Origin of the sequence: Pseudophaeobacter flagellatus, assembly GCF_021228235.1 — a bacterium.
Lineage (GTDB): Bacteria > Pseudomonadota > Alphaproteobacteria > Rhodobacterales > Rhodobacteraceae > Pseudophaeobacter > Pseudophaeobacter flagellatus.
Window position 1 is genome coordinate 313,259 of sequence record NZ_JAJQRG010000005.1, and the last position, 14,745, is coordinate 328,003.

11 protein-coding genes are annotated in these 14,745 nt (G+C 59.2%); 8 read left to right on the forward strand and 3 right to left on the reverse strand.

Features of this window, described 5'->3' with window-relative positions; genetic code table 11:
* Positions 1–30: 30 nt before the first annotated feature.
* From LRK71_RS12405 to LRK71_RS12415, 3 genes are read right to left on the reverse strand one after another with little or no spacing between them, the layout of a single operon-like run.
* Positions 31–627 (reverse strand): TadE/TadG family type IV pilus assembly protein, encoded by a 597-nt coding sequence (locus tag LRK71_RS12405; RefSeq protein ID WP_232404120.1) that lies wholly within the window; start codon positions 625–627, stop codon positions 31–33.
* Positions 628–630: 3 nt separating this feature from the next.
* Positions 631–1,161: a TadE/TadG family type IV pilus assembly protein gene (locus LRK71_RS12410; RefSeq protein WP_232404121.1), complete on the reverse strand. Its 531-nt coding sequence runs from the start codon at positions 1,159–1,161 to the stop codon at positions 631–633.
* Between the two features lie 11 nt (positions 1,162–1,172).
* A complete protein-coding gene (locus LRK71_RS12415) occupies positions 1,173–2,720 on the reverse strand; it encodes a TadE/TadG family type IV pilus assembly protein (RefSeq protein WP_232404123.1) in 1,548 nt (515 codons plus the stop codon).
* A gap of 447 nt (positions 2,721–3,167) precedes the next feature.
* On the opposite strand from LRK71_RS12415, the gene LRK71_RS12420 reads away from it, so the two are divergent.
* The 8 genes from LRK71_RS12420 (at position 3,168) to rpoD (ending at position 14,684) form a co-directional block, all read left to right on the forward strand.
* Positions 3,168–4,598, forward strand: coding sequence for a Glu/Leu/Phe/Val family dehydrogenase (locus LRK71_RS12420; RefSeq protein WP_232404124.1), 1,431 nt, complete (start codon positions 3,168–3,170; stop codon positions 4,596–4,598).
* Positions 4,599–4,942: 344 nt separating this feature from the next.
* A complete protein-coding gene (locus LRK71_RS12425) occupies positions 4,943–6,196 on the forward strand; it encodes a sarcosine oxidase subunit beta family protein (protein ID WP_232404126.1) in 1,254 nt (417 codons plus the stop codon).
* Between the two features lie 69 nt (positions 6,197–6,265).
* A complete protein-coding gene (locus LRK71_RS12430; protein ID WP_232404128.1) occupies positions 6,266–6,535 on the forward strand; it encodes a sarcosine oxidase subunit delta in 270 nt (89 codons plus the stop codon).
* Positions 6,532–9,480, forward strand: a complete 2,949-nt coding sequence (locus LRK71_RS12435) for a sarcosine oxidase subunit alpha family protein (RefSeq protein WP_232404129.1) — start codon at positions 6,532–6,534, stop codon at positions 9,478–9,480. Before LRK71_RS12430 ends, LRK71_RS12435 begins: the two co-directional genes overlap by 4 nt.
* The gene (locus LRK71_RS12440; RefSeq protein ID WP_232404130.1) at positions 9,473–10,018 is read left to right on the forward strand and encodes a sarcosine oxidase subunit gamma; all 546 of its coding nucleotides are present in this window, start codon (positions 9,473–9,475) and stop codon (positions 10,016–10,018) included. The genes LRK71_RS12435 and LRK71_RS12440 overlap by 8 nt, the downstream gene beginning before the upstream one ends.
* Before the next feature lie 36 nt (positions 10,019–10,054).
* Complete coding sequence (locus LRK71_RS12445) at positions 10,055–10,393, forward strand: hypothetical protein (protein ID WP_232404131.1); 339 nt, start codon at positions 10,055–10,057, stop codon at positions 10,391–10,393.
* A gap of 145 nt (positions 10,394–10,538) precedes the next feature.
* On the forward strand, positions 10,539–12,566 hold the full coding sequence (gene dnaG, locus LRK71_RS12450) for a DNA primase (protein WP_232404132.1): 2,028 nt from the start codon (positions 10,539–10,541) through the stop codon (positions 12,564–12,566).
* A gap of 126 nt (positions 12,567–12,692) precedes the next feature.
* On the forward strand, positions 12,693–14,684 hold the full coding sequence (rpoD, locus tag LRK71_RS12455; protein WP_232404134.1) for an RNA polymerase sigma factor RpoD: 1,992 nt from the start codon (positions 12,693–12,695) through the stop codon (positions 14,682–14,684).
* Positions 14,685–14,745 lie beyond the last annotated feature (61 nt).

Below are 14,745 nucleotides of genomic sequence, written 5' to 3' on the forward strand. Positions count from 1 at the left end.
CCGCGACGCCTTGGGGTCTGGCGGTCCGAGCTACAGCTTCATTGAGCCGTCGTTATGGCTGTTCGAGTTTCCTTTGCCATCGGCAAAGAGGACTTGTGGGGCAAAGCGCGGTCGGGTGAAAACAAAGTTGTTTAGGTTCATCGACGGCAGTCCAACATTGAAAGCGGGGTCCACTTCGTTGCGGGTCTCTACCAGAATAACGCGTTCCTGATCCGGCACAGTGGGCAGGTTTTCATTGACGGAGCTGATGGTGGCGTCTGTCCACTCGATGAACGCAGTGCCACGCACCTTGGACCAATCGACATAATAGCGATTGTCGGCTTCATCCCAGCGTACAACGGTAATCCGTAGCGAGCTGCTTGAATCCGCGCGGATCAGCAGTTTGCTCATCTCGTGCATGCTGTCGATATAGGTCTCGTTCAGTTCTGCAGTTTCGCGGGAAACCAAATCCGAGATCGTATAGGCGGCCTTGAGATTGACCGCATCCTGACGAAAGGCGTCAAAGTAGGTGTAGATCGCCGCAAAGAGCCACAGCAGCAGCGGCGCATAAATCACAAATTCGACGGTTAGGGCGCCGTTGGTGCTGTGTCGGAAGCGGCGCAGCTGGGCGATGAGTGCATTTAACATGGCTTAGCTTGGCTCCTGAACAAAGGCAGATGTCGCTATCAGGCTGACCAGTCCTACGGCGTCCGCATCGGCGAGATCCTCGCCCAGACCCCAGTTGGAAAAGATTGGCTTGAAACGCATGCAGGCGCGGATGAGCATAAGATCATTGGAGGCTCCGGCCTGGTTGAACCCGCGGGGCGGATTGATTTCCTTGGGGTCACTGATGCAGTCGGGGGTCGGGTCGACCGGGACCCAGGCAAAGGGATCAAGCTGGACCATTTCAAGCCGCAGCGAGCTTTCGCAGTCTTTGATCAACCCGGACAGATCGCAGATCATGTCACGCATGGTGTCGTGATCGGCCACAGCGCCGGTGTTCAGTCGGATTTCGCGCACCGCGATATCCAGCGCGCGTTCCAGTTGGGTGTGGCGCAGATTCACCAGGCCGAGCTCCACCGTTGAGACCAGTATAGCAAAATACAGCGGGATGAGCAGGACGAATTCGATGGTGACGGTGGCAGCACTGTCGCGTCGAAACCGGCGCAGGAGTTGGAGCATGGTAGCGCGTATCATTGGGTTAGCCTCAGCTTGCGGATAGAGGTCGCGATGGAGGCAAAGGCATCGCTGATCTCTAGGCCGTCTACGTCGAAATAATGCGCGTCCGAACTGGCACAGTCCTGCAGGACGCGGACCCCGTTTAGGGGGGCTTCGAAGCCGATTGAGTAGATAACCACTCCCTGATCCTTGGTACGGTCGCAGATGTTCTTTGTGTGCTGGTCCTTGGCAGTCCGGTTGTGGGTATAGGTGCCGGCTTGGTACCAGTCAGACCAGGCGCTGGAAGAAAAGCTGTAATTAAACCGGGCATTCCAGGCCAGGGACACCTGCGCGAACAGCTGCGGGTAGGTCAGTTGTATGGCTTCGCCTGGCTCTTCCTGGTAGCTACAAGACCAACTGCCACAGACCAACGAGGTGCCATTGCCATAGGGGTGATCGTGCCAGTCATCCGAAGCGGGCCAGTAGTAGTTCAGTTCTCGATTGGATTTATAGACTGAATAATCGCCGGTTGCAGGATTGTACCAAACCTCTGACGGTCCGGTACGGCGCGAGGGGTTCAGCATGTACTGGTTGGTGTTTTGCCCATCCGACATCACGATGATGATCTTCAGGTTGTCCCCATTGTTGTAATCCGCCGGGCGGCCGGCAAAGTTCGCGTTGATGTCCCCAGTTTCGATCATCGCGTTGACCACCGGTCGGGTGGAGGGATCCAGCAAGGCCGAGCCCCATTTCACACCGATATCAATCGAAGTGTTCCCCCCAGCCTGCAGCCGGTCGATATAGTCGTGCAGGATGGCCGGGTCATTTGTGAGGGGCAGAATCTCCGAACCGTCACGGGTTGGGCAAACTGGACTGGCGATCCCGGGCTCGGAATAGGTGAAAGGATCAAAATGCGCGGTGCGCTCCATATCCTCGGTCTGGCTGAGGGTGGTCTTGGCGAATTGATCTTTGACGAAATTGACGCAGTGAGAATAATTCCACTGTGCCGCGCTGAGACCGTCGAAATCGGCGTTGAAATTGCTCAGGAGCGCCTCGCCAGCGTTGACCTGGGTGGCGTAGGGAATGATCGAAACTGACAGGGCCTCGGACCTGGTGCCCTGGGTGATCTGGTCGATGAAGCTATGCGCCGCCAGTTTTAGATTATTCAGACGGTTATTAGACCGCATCGAGCCAGAGATATCCAAAACCAGCGAGATCTCGACGCTGCCGATGCTTTCTTCCGCTGCAGAGGCGGCGTAAATTGGCATGTCGCCCCCATTGGAGAACCGCAGCAGATGCGCCTCGAACGTCGATTCAATCTTGGCCGAGACCCTTTTGTAGCCAAGCACTTCCTCGGTGACGATATTCTCTGCGGCATAAAGCTCACCCAGTCCAGCCTTGCTTAGATAGTCTTGCACCACCAGTGTGGCATCCTGTTGCTGATCGAGATCCGCCGCGGCCAGCACTGCACGGTCCAGGGTGGCTTGCAGATGTGTTCGGTCTCGCTCCATGCGCATTAGATCAACCCCGATACCGCCGATCCCCAGCATCATCAGGAAAAAGGCGATGGTCGGATAGGTCATGCTGCCAGATGTCTCGCGCCGGAACGAGCGCAGTCGCCTCATGCCTTTTTGCGAGACGTAATGGGGTAAGGTGGTAGCAGTTTTCTGGCGCGTACTCATAGACAACAGCCTCTTGGGATCCCCGAAACGGCGGGGCAAAAAAGTGGAACATGTTTAGGTCACGTTCATATTTGGTTTGGGAAGATGGCGGAAATTGGGCGTGTCCAAGTCAATTTGGTTTCAATTTACTTAATGTAGGGGCTGGCTTGCGACCTGATGACAGCCTCACCGGGCGGTTTGGTTCGAATCGGCATGGCTCTGGATTTGCCAAAATAGAATCGCGCAACCCTCGAATATTGAATAATTTTTAGAATGAAATGGTCAAAAAGGTCGCACTCTTTAAACATCCATGCGTAGAGTTGCCCTAACGATGGGAATGAGTCGTTGGAAGAGTACGGAGAACCGCTAATGAGCAACCTGCAAGAACCAAGTTTCCGTGAGAGTGTTGACCTCATGTTCAATCGGGCCGTTGCCCTGATGGACTTGCCGCCAGGCTTGGAGGAGAAGATTCGGGTCTGCAATGCGACCTATACGGTGCGATTCGGGGTGCGTCTGCGCGGCGAAATGCATACCTTCACCGGCTATCGCTCGGTGCATTCCGAACATATGGAGCCGGTCAAAGGCGGTATCCGTTACGCTATCAATGTGCATCAGGACGAGGTCGAGGCGCTGGCGGCGCTGATGACCTATAAATGTGCCCTGGTCGAAGCGCCTTTTGGGGGCTCCAAGGGCGGCCTGTGCATTGATCCACGCAAATACGAAGAGCATGAGCTGGAGCGGATCACCCGCCGTTTTGCCTATGAGCTGGCCAAGCGCGACCTGATCCACCCCAGCCAGAACGTGCCTGCGCCCGATATGGGCACGGGCGAGCGTGAAATGGCCTGGATTGCGGACCAGTATGCGCGCATGAACACCACCGATATCAACGCCCGCGCCTGTGTCACTGGTAAACCGTTGAACGCGGGCGGCATCGCCGGCCGGATAGAGGCAACAGGACGCGGCGTGCAATATGCTCTGCGTGAATTCTTCCGCCACCCCGAAGATATCGCCAAGGCGGGTCTCGAGGGCAAGCTGAAGGGTAAGCGCATCATCGTGCAGGGGCTTGGCAATGTGGGCTACCACGCCGCCAAGTTCCTTAGCGAAGAAGATGGCGCGCTGATTACTGGAATCATCGAGCGTGATGGCAGCCTGTATCGTGCCGAAGGTCTTGATGTCGAGGCGGTGCATCACTGGATCGCCAAACACGGTGGTATTTCCGGCTACCCGGACGCCAAGCTGTCAGAGAATGGGGCTGAGCTTTTGGAGCATGAGTGCGACATCCTGATCCCGGCGGCCCTGGAAGGGGTAATCAACCTGACCAACGCCAATCGGGTGCAGGCCCCCCTGATCATCGAGGCTGCCAACGGCCCGGTGACTGCGGGTGCTGACGAGATCCTGCGCGAAAAGGGGACGGTGATTATTCCGGACATGTATGCCAATGCCGGCGGTGTGACGGTCTCCTACTTTGAGTGGGTCAAGAACCTGAGCCATATCCGCTTTGGCCGTATGCAGCGTCGCCAGGAAGAGGCGCGTCACCAGCTTGTGGTGGATGAGTTGGAGGCCATTTCGGACAGCATGGGCAAAACCTGGAGCCTGAGCGACAACTTCAAGCAAAAGTACCTGCGCGGCGCCGATGAGCTGGAGCTGGTACGCTCGGGGCTCGATGACACCATGCGGATTGCCTATCAGTCAATGCGCGAGGTCTGGCATGACCGCGACGATGTGACGGATTTGCGCACCGCTGCCTATCTGGTCTCGATCACCAAGGTTGCCGCCAGCTACCGGGCCAAAGGGCTTTGAGTTCAGGCGATCTGGTCTAGCTCGAAACCGTCATGACAAGAAGCGGCGCGCCAATGGTGCGCCGCTTTTTTGTCCTGGCCTTGCGCGCTGCGCTGCGCCATCTGTCTGCGGTTTCGGCCTGTTCTGCTTGTTTCACCTGATGGGTAATCCGTACTAGACATAACTGCCTATTATGGGGTCAAGTGCAGGCAGGAGCTTGCCGGTTGCCGTATTCTTTCAATCGGGGGCTAGGCCTTCTGCGGTATTGGGGCTAGCAATATCACAGGCTTACCCAGGGCCGACCAATGGCAGGCAGCCCGGGGGGGCACTGGGCAAAGGGGCGATAGCCAGGGGGGGGATATGTGATGCGGTTTTCGGGATGGCGGGTGCTCAAAGAGGGGCTGACCGGCAACAGGGGCTGGGGCCCGCAGTGGCGCGACCCGGAGCCTAAGCGCGAATATGATGTGGTGATCATCGGTGGCGGTGGCCATGGTCTGGCCACGGCCTATTACCTGGCCGCGGAACACGGGATCACCAATATTGCGGTGCTGGAAAAGGGCTATCTCGGCGGTGGCAATGTCGGGCGCAATACCACCATCGTGCGGGCCAATTATTATCTGCCGGGAAATTCCGAATTCTATTCGCATTCGCTGCGGTTATGGGAAGGATTGGAACAAGAGCTGAACTATAATGCGATGATGTCGCAGCGCGGCATGATCAATCTGTTTCACAACGATGGCCAGCGCGATGCCATCGTGCGCCGTGGCAATGCCATCATCAATCAGGGAGACGACGCCGAGCTGCTGGACCGAGATGCGGTGCGCAGGCTGGTGCCCTATCTGAATTTTGACAACAACCGTTTCCCGATCATGGGCGGGCTGTTGCAGCGCCGCGCTGGGACCGCTCGCCATGATGCGGTGGCCTGGGGCTTTGCCCGTGGCGCCGATATGCGCGGCGTCGATCTGATACAGAACTGTGAAGTCACCGGCATCGACGTCGAAGGTGGCAGGGTCACCGGGGTGCAGACTGCGCGTGGCCCGATCCGCGCCAAAAAAGTGGCGCTGGCGGCGGCCGGGCGCAGCTCTCAGGTCGCGGCCCTGGCGGGGCTGACCTTACCAATCGAAAGCCATGTCCTGCAGGCCTTTGTCACCGAAGGGATCAAGCCGCTGGTGGATCACGTGGTCACCTTTGCCGAGGGGCATCTCTATATTAGTCAGTCCGACAAGGGCGGCTTGGTCTTTGGCAGCTATCTGGACTTTTACAGCTCTTACGCGGCCCGTGGCAATCTGCCGATGGTGGAACACACGATGGAAACCTGCCTGGCCATGGTGCCCGCCATCAGCAAGGCGCGGTTGCTGCGCAGCTGGGGCGGGATCATGGACATGACGCCGGATGGATCCCCGATCATAGATCACTCTCCGATTGCGGGGCTCTATCTCAACTGTGGTTGGTGTTACGGCGGGTTCAAGGCGACGCCGGGATCGGGCAATGCCTATGCCCATCTTATCGCAACAGACCGGCCACATGGGCCGGCGGCAAAGTTCCGGTTGGATCGTTTCAGCACAGGCCATGGATTGATGGACGAGGAGGGGACCGGTGCGCAACACAATCTCCACTAGGTATTTGGGGCTTTGGCTGGATGCCTCCGGCGGAGGTATCTTGGGTAAGATGAAGCAGGAGCGTCTGACATGAGGATCCACTGTCCGTTATGCGGCGCGCGCGATCGCCGAGAGTTTTCTTACAAGGGGGCCGCGCTGGTACGACCGCTTGCGGCGGCTGAGCCGGAGGCCTGGCATGCCTATGTGAACCTGCGGGAAAATCCTGCGGGGCCTTTGGCGGAGCTTTGGTATCACGAGATGGGCTGTGGCAGCTGGCTGCAGGTGACCCGCGATACCGTGAACCATTCGGTTTTAGAGGTGGTTCTGGCCCGGGATACAGCACTGGGGGCGGGCGCATGAGGATTGCTGGCAAGGGGCAGGGCGCGGGGGCCAAGCCGGTGAACTTCACCTTTAATGGGCGGCATCTGATGGGGCGCGCCGGGGAGACGCTGGCGGCGGCTTTGCTGGCCAATGATATTCATCTGGTGGCCCGGTCATTCAAGTATCATCGCCCGCGCGGCATTCTGACGGCGGGCAGCGAGGAGCCGAATGCGCTGGTCACGCTGGGCGCGGGTCCGGTGCAGGACCCCAACCAGCGGGCGACCACGCAGGAGCTCTATGAGGGGCTGGAGGCGCGCAGTCAAAATTGCTGGCCCTCGGTCGAGCATGACGTGATGGCGGTCAATAATCTGGCTGCGCCATTTTTGGGCGCTGGATTTTACTACAAGACCTTCATGTGGCCCGCAGCCTTTTGGGAGAAGCTTTATGAGCCGATGATCCGTCGCGCGGCGGGGCTTGGGGCCTTGTCGGGGCTTGCGGATACGGATCGCTATGAAAAGGCCTATGGGTTTTGTGATCTGCTGGTGGTTGGTGCCGGGCCTGCGGGGGTGATGGCAGCTTTGACGGCGGGACGCGCGGGTGCGGATGTCTTGCTTCTGGAGGAAGACATCCGCCTGGGTGGGCGTCTTTTGGCGGAAGAGGAAGAGATTGACGGCAAGCCGGCGCAGATCTGGCTGCAGGAGGCAGAGGTTGAGCTGCAGCAGCTGGACAATGTCCGGATCATGCGGCGCACAGCGGTGACAGGGGTCTATGATCACGGCACTTATGGCGCGCTGGAGCGGGTTGGGCATCATCTGCCACGACAGCATTCGCTGAAGGGCAGCCAGCGCCCGCGGGAGTGTTTCTGGCGTATCGTAGCCAAGCACTGCATTCTGGCTGCGGGTGCGATCGAGCGCCCGGTGGCCTTTCGCAACAATGACCGGCCCGGCATCATGATGGCGGGGGCGGTACGCGCCTATCTCAACCGGTGGGGTGTCACACCGGGAGAGCGGGTGACGCTGTTTGCCAACAATGATGATGCCCATCGCACGGCCCGCGATCTGGTCGCTGCCGGGGTGCATCTGGCCGCAGTCATCGACAGCCGCCATGATGCTCCCGACAGTGACCTCTATCCGGTGATGAAGGGGGCGCAGGTCTGCAATACCAGTGGTTCCAAGCGGTTGGAGAGCATCACCGTGCGTTCTGTGCGGGGGGAAGAGCGGATCCAGAGTGATTGCCTTGCCATGTCGGGTGGGTGGAATCCTTCGCTGCATTTGACCTGCCATTTGAATGCGCGGCCCAGTTGGCGGCGTGAGCTGCTGGCCTTTGTGCCGCAGACCGGCGCGGTGCCGGGGATGCGGGCGGTTGGTGCTTGCAATGGCAGTTTTTCCACCCATGCAGCGCTGAGCGAGGGGGCGGCTGCGGCGGTTGCTGTACTGGCAGAGCTTGGGCTGGGGGCGATTGCGGCGGTGCATCTGCCAGAGGCCGAAGATCAGCCCTATCGCATTGCGCCGCTTTGGGCGGTGCCGGGCAAGGGGCGGGCCTGGCTTGATTTTCAGAATGACGTCACTGTCAAGGATGTCACCCAGGCGGCGGATGAGAACTTTCGTTCTGTCGAGCATATGAAGCGCTACACCACCCAAGGCATGGCAACCGATCAGGGCAAGAATTCCAACGTGGCCGCCCTGGCGGTGCTGGCAGATGTCACCGGACGTTCCATCCCCGAGACCGGCACAACGACCTTTCGTCCGCCTTTTGTGCCGGTGGCCATCGGCGCCATGGGGGCCGGGGCGGCGGATCAGGGGTTCAAACCGCAGCGCTTTGTACCCTCGCATGTGGTTGCCGAGGAGCGTGGCGCCAGCCAGGTGGAGGTGGGGCTTTGGTACCGGGCGGCCTATTTTCCCAAACCCGGTGAAACCAACTGGCGTCAGGCCTGTGATCGAGAAATCATGTCGGTGCGCCAGTCGGTGGGGGTCTGTGATGTGTCCACCCTGGGCAAGATTGATATCCAGGGACCGGATGCGGCCAAGCTGCTGGATTTTGTCTATACCAACACATTTAGCACTCTCAGGCAGGGCCGCGTGCGCTATGGGCTGATGCTGCGCGAAGACGGGTTTGTCATGGATGATGGCACCTGTGCGCGGCTGGGGGATACGCATTATGTGATGACCACCACGACGGCAGCGGCGGGTGAGGTGATGGCGCATCTGGAATTTATCACCCAGGTGCTGCACCCGGAGTGGGATCTGCGCCTTACCTCGGTGACCGAACACTGGGCGCAGTTTGCCATTGCCGGGCCAAAATCGCGGGCCCTGCTGAACGATCTGCTGGATCAGCCGCTGACGCCTGGGGACTGGCCCTTTATGGCCTGTGGCGCGGTTACGCTCGGCGGCATCAAGGGGCGGCTGTTCCGGATCTCTTTCTCGGGAGAAGAGGCCTATGAGCTTGCCCTGCCGGCCTGTTATGGCGACAGCCTGTTTCGCACCCTGCTGGAGCGCGCCGAGGCGCTGGGCGGCGGCGCCTACGGGATGGAGGCGTTGAATGTGCTGCGGATCGAGAAGGGCTTTGTCACGCATGCCGAAATCAACGGTACGGTGACGGCGCAGGATCTTGGCATGCAGGGGATGATGTCACAGAAAAAGGACTTCATCGGCAAGGCCATGGCACAGCGTCCCGGTCTGATGGCACCAGATCGGATGCAGCTGGTGGGACTGAAGCCGATCGGTGCGGTCCAGGAGCTGAGCGCGGGTGCCCACCTGTTTGACCCGGAGGCCCCGGTAGAGCGGATCCAGGATCAGGGCTATGTCACCTCGGTAGGGTTTTCGCCGCTGTTGGGGCATATGATTGCTTTGGGCTTTCTGAAACAGGGCGCGGCGCGTATCGGGGATGAGATCCGGCTGGTGGATCATATGCGCGGAATTGATGCCCTGTGTCAGGTGGTGGAACCGGTGTTTTTTGACCCAGAAGGAGAACGGATGCGTGGTTGATCTGCTTGCAAAAACCGCTTGCGACGGCCTGGCGTCGTTGAACATTGGCACTGTCTCCCTGCGAGAGGGGCGGGCTGTTCCCATGACGACCCTGGCGCCCTTTCGCGGCCAGCAGGTGGCGTTGGATGCCGCGTTGCAGGCGGCACATGGGCTGGGATTTCCGCCCATCGGTGGCTCTTGTCAACGTGAGGAGGCGCGCGCGCTTTGGTTCGGCCGGGATCTGGGGCTGCTTATGGGAGTCGAGCCGGAGGCGACACTGGCGCAATACGCCGCCCTGACAGACCAAAGCCAGGGCTGGGCCGTGATGCAGCTAGCGGGTCTGGGCGCCGAAGAGGTGCTGGCGCGGCTCTGTCCGGTGGATCTGCGGCTTTCGGCCTTTGGTGTCGGGGCGGCCCTGCGCACCGAGGCAAAGCATATGCAGGCGTCAATTTGTCGACTAGAGGAAGATTGCTTTCAGATCATGGTGTTCCGCTCTATGGCGCGGACAATGTACCATGATCTCAAAACAGCGATGGAAGCGCGGGCGGCGCGCGGGTAATCTGCCTCAATCATCAACTGATTCCGGGAGCGATCCATGATCCGCATCACCCTTGCCGTTGCTCTTTTGGCAGCGCCTGCCTATGCTGCTGAAAATAAAGAAGATAGCTGCAAGTACCAAGGCCAAGTCATGGCCGCAGTTCAGGCCGCGCGTCTGGATAGGGTTTCCCAGGCAGATGTGGAGCAGGTTATCCTGGACAGCAACCCAGAGTGGCCCGAGCAGTATTCCAAGGCGATCCCGCAGCTCACTGGGCATATCTATGCCATGAAGCGCCGCGATCTGAAGGCAACCGAGTTTGGCCCCCTGATGGAGCAGCAGTGCCTGGAAAACTGGGATCAGATTCAGGCGATGAAGCAACAACTCAAAACGAACTGATCCCCAGAGCCCGTTTTTCACAGCGGGCTGCCAACCGTGGTTGAAACTGCCAACCCCGGGGTGTTGGTTTCTCATAATCGCCCCTAATCCGCCGGCACTACGGTCCCTGTACTGCCCCTGTCGGCACAGCTGAAAACGAACTGATATGTCTTTGACACCTGGATTCATGGATGAATTGCGCAGCCGCGTCAGCATTGCAGATGTTGTCGGGCGCAAAGTCATGTGGGATCAGCGCAAATCCAATGTTGGCAAGGGGGACCTTTGGGCTCCATGTCCTTTTCATCACGAAAAAAGCGCTTCTTTTCATGTGGATGATCGCAAGGGGTACTATTATTGCTTTGGCTGTCAGGCCAAGGGAGACGCGCTGAAATTCATCCAGGAAACCGAAAATGTCGGCTTTATGGAGGCGGTAGAAATTCTGGCGCGCGAGGCGGGTATGGAACTGCCGGCGCGCGATCCAAAGGCCCAGCAGAAACAGGACCGCCGCACGCTGCTGATTGATGTGATGGAACAGGCAGTGCAGTTCTTCCGCCTGCAACTGAAGACCGGCAATGGCAGCATGGCGCGCAGCTACCTGCAGCGGCGCGGGCTGACGCCACCGGCGCTGGAACGCTGGGAAATTGGTTTTGCGCCGGACGGCTGGCAAAACCTGTGGGATCACCTGCGCGGCAAGAACGTGCCCGAAGATCTGATCCTTGCCGCCGGCCTGGCCAAGGCCTCGACCAAGGGTGGCAAGCCCTATGATACCTTCCGCAATCGGATCATGTTTCCGATCCGTGATGCCCGAGGCCGCGCCATTGCCTTTGGTGGCCGCGCCATGGATCCCAATGATAATGCCAAATATCTGAACTCCCCCGAAACGGATCTCTTTGACAAGGGGCGCAGCCTGTATAACCACGCGCCCGCTCGCGCCGCCGCTGGGCGGGGTACGCCGCTGATTGTTGCCGAGGGCTACATGGATGTCATTGCCCTGTCCGAGGGGGGCTTTCAGTCCTCGGTGGCGCCGCTGGGCACGGCGGTGACGGAAAACCAGCTGCAGATGATATGGCGCATGGCGGATGAGCCGATCATCGCGCTGGATGGCGATACTGCGGGGCTGCGCGCCGCGATGCGGGTGATCGACCTGGCGCTGCCGCTGTTGCAGGCGGGCAAATCGCTGCGCTTTGCCATTATGCCGGATGGGCAGGATCCGGATGATTTGATCAAGGCCAAAGGCCCCGAGGCGGTGCAGGCGGTGCTGGATCAGGCGATGCCGATGGTCAAGCTGCTGTGGCAGCGCGAAACCGAAGGCAAGGTGTTTGACAGCCCCGAGCGCAAAGCGGCGCTGGACAAGGCGCTGCGTGAAAAGATCAAACTGATCCGGGACCCCTCGATCCGCAAACACTATGGCGATGATATCCGTGATCTGCGTTGGGATCTGTTTCGCGGAAATCGCCCCGAAGGCGGGGATCGTGATTTCCTTAACCCGCCTGGCGGTGACAGCTGGAAGAGCGGCAGCGGCAAATTTGGCCGCAAGGGAGGCTTTGGTGATGGCATGCGCAAACCCTGGAAGGGGCAGGGGGCAACACCTGCACCCATGGCCAGCACCCGCAGCTCTGTCGTGGTGGCGGCTGATGACGCTGGCCTAGTTCGGGTGCGCGAAGCCGTGGTGCTGGCGGTGGCCATTACAACGCCAGATGTGATTGGGGAATTTGAAAGCAACCTAGAGCGGATGCCCTGCCAGGATCCCGATCTGGGGCGGCTGCGCGATCAGGTCTTGCGCTATGGTATTGATGCACCACAGACCCTGAAACAGCGCATCCTGGAAAACCTTGGCCCCCAGGCCCTTGAAAATCTGATGGCCCTTGGCCATGTGGCTATCATCCCCTGCCTACGCAGGCCCAGTGATTTTGATGCTGCGCGCCAAACCCTGGCCGAAGAATTCGCCAAACTGGAGGCCGTGCTGGGATTGGATGCTGAACTTGCCGAGGCCGAAGAGGACCTGACTGGCTTGGCGGATGAGGCCTTGACCTGGCGCCTGAAACAGGCGGCAGAGGCGCGAAACCGAGCCGTACGCAGTGAAAATGAGGACAAGGCCAACTTTGATGTGGGCGAAAACGGCGCGCGCCTCGACCGCGAGGAACTTGACGCTTTTGGTGCCCTTTTGGACAGGATTGGTTTCTCTGAAAAGTGATTCGTGGCATCCGCGAGTCGTTTTGCTAAGGAAGAGCCAAAGAAAATTCGCTAAACCGGGTGACGAATCACACGATCGCGCTAATGATTCGGTATCCGAATCGCCCAGCCTCTTAGGGAGCAATGAATGGCCGCCAAAGATAACGACGACCGTAAGCCTGACGATCAGGACGCTGAAATCACGCTGGATATGAGCCAGACTGCGGTCAAGAAGATGATCGCTGAAGCCCGTGAAAAGGGCTACATCACCTATGATCAGCTGAACCAGGTGCTGCCGCCCGATCAGGTCAGCTCGGAGCAGATCGAAGATGTGATGTCGATGCTGTCCGAGATGGGCATCAATATTATCGAAGATGAAGAAGTCGACGAGGACGACCAGAAAGGGTCAACTGAACTGGTCTCTGCCGATAGCCCGCGTGAGGTTGCGGTTGCTGGCACCGCTTCGGAAAAACTGGACCGTACCGATGACCCCGTGCGCATGTACCTGCGCGAGATGGGCACCGTCGAACTGCTAAGCCGCGAAGGCGAAATCGCCATCGCCAAGCGGATCGAGGCCGGTCGCAACACCATGATTGCGGGCTTGTGCGAAAGCCCGCTGACCTTTCAGGCCATCACTATCTGGCATGACGAACTTCTGTCCGAAGACATTTTGCTGCGCGATGTGATCGACCTTGAGGCGACCTTTGGCAATCAGCTGGATGAAGAGGGCGAAGCGGCAGAACCGGTGGTGCCGGTAACGCCAGGGGCTGCTCCGGCTGCCCAGCCTGCCAAGGATACCGGACCCGAACTCGACGCGGATGGCAATCCGATTGCCGATGACGATGAGGACGACGAAGACGAGCAGGCCAATATGTCCCTGGCCGCGATGGAAGCGGCGCTGAAGGACCGCGTGCTTACCACACTGGAGCGGATCTCCACCGATTTCTCCCAGCTGTCGGAAATGCAGGACAGCCGGATTTCGGCCACCCTGAATGAAGACGGCTCTTTCAGCAAAGGCGACGAGGCGACCTACCAGTCCCTGCGCTCTGAAATTGTTGAGCTGGTGAACGGGCTGCATCTGCACAACAACCGGATTGATGCGCTGATCGACCAGCTGTACGGCATCAACCGCCGGGTCATGCAGATTGACAGTGCCATGGTAAAGCTGGCCGACCAGGCCCGCATCAACCGTCGTGAATTTGTCGAGGCCTATCGCGGCCGCGAACTTGATCCGAACTGGTTGGCGGAAATGGGCGAAAAGCCGGGCCGTGGCTGGCAGATGTTCATCGAGCGTTCGACCGAAAAGGTCGAAGAGCTGCGCGCCGACATGGCGCAGGTGGGCCAGTATGTCGGTCTCGACATCTCGGAATTCCGCCGCATCGTGCAACAGGTTCAGAAGGGCGAAAAAGAAGCCCGTCAGGCCAAGAAGGAAATGGTCGAGGCCAACCTGCGCCTCGTGATCTCCATCGCCAAGAAATACACCAACCGCGGGCTGCAGTTCCTCGACCTCATTCAGGAAGGCAACATCGGCCTGATGAAGGCGGTCGACAAGTTCGAATACCGTCGCGGTTACAAGTTCTCGACCTACGCCACATGGTGGATCCGTCAGGCGATCACTCGCTCGATCGCGGATCAGGCGCGCACCATCCGTATTCCGGTGCATATGATCGAAACCATCAATAAGCTGGTCCGCACCGGTCGCCAGATGTTGCATGAAATCGGCCGCGAGCCGACCCCGGAAGAGCTGGCCGAAAAACTGCAGATGCCGCTCGAGAAGGTCCGCAAGGTGATGAAGATCGCCAAGGAGCCGATCTCTCTCGAAACCCCGATCGGCGACGAGGAAGACAGCCAGCTGGGCGATTTCATCGAGGACAAGAATGCCGTGCTGCCGCTGGACAGCGCCATTCAGGAAAACCTCAAGGAAACGACCACACGGGTTCTGGCCTCGCTCACCCCGCGCGAAGAACGGGTTCTGCGGATGCGCTTTGGCATCGGGATGAACACCGATCATACGCTGGAAGAGGTCGGCCAGCAGTTCAGCGTGACCCGCGAACGGATCCGCCAGATTGAGGCCAAGGCGCTCAGGAAACTGAAGCACCCCAGCCGAAGCCGCAAGCTGCGCAGCTTCCTTGATCAATAAATTCAGCAGGCGTTCCCGTTAGGGGGCGCCTTTTTTCTATGAATACGAGCGCTAACGAGTA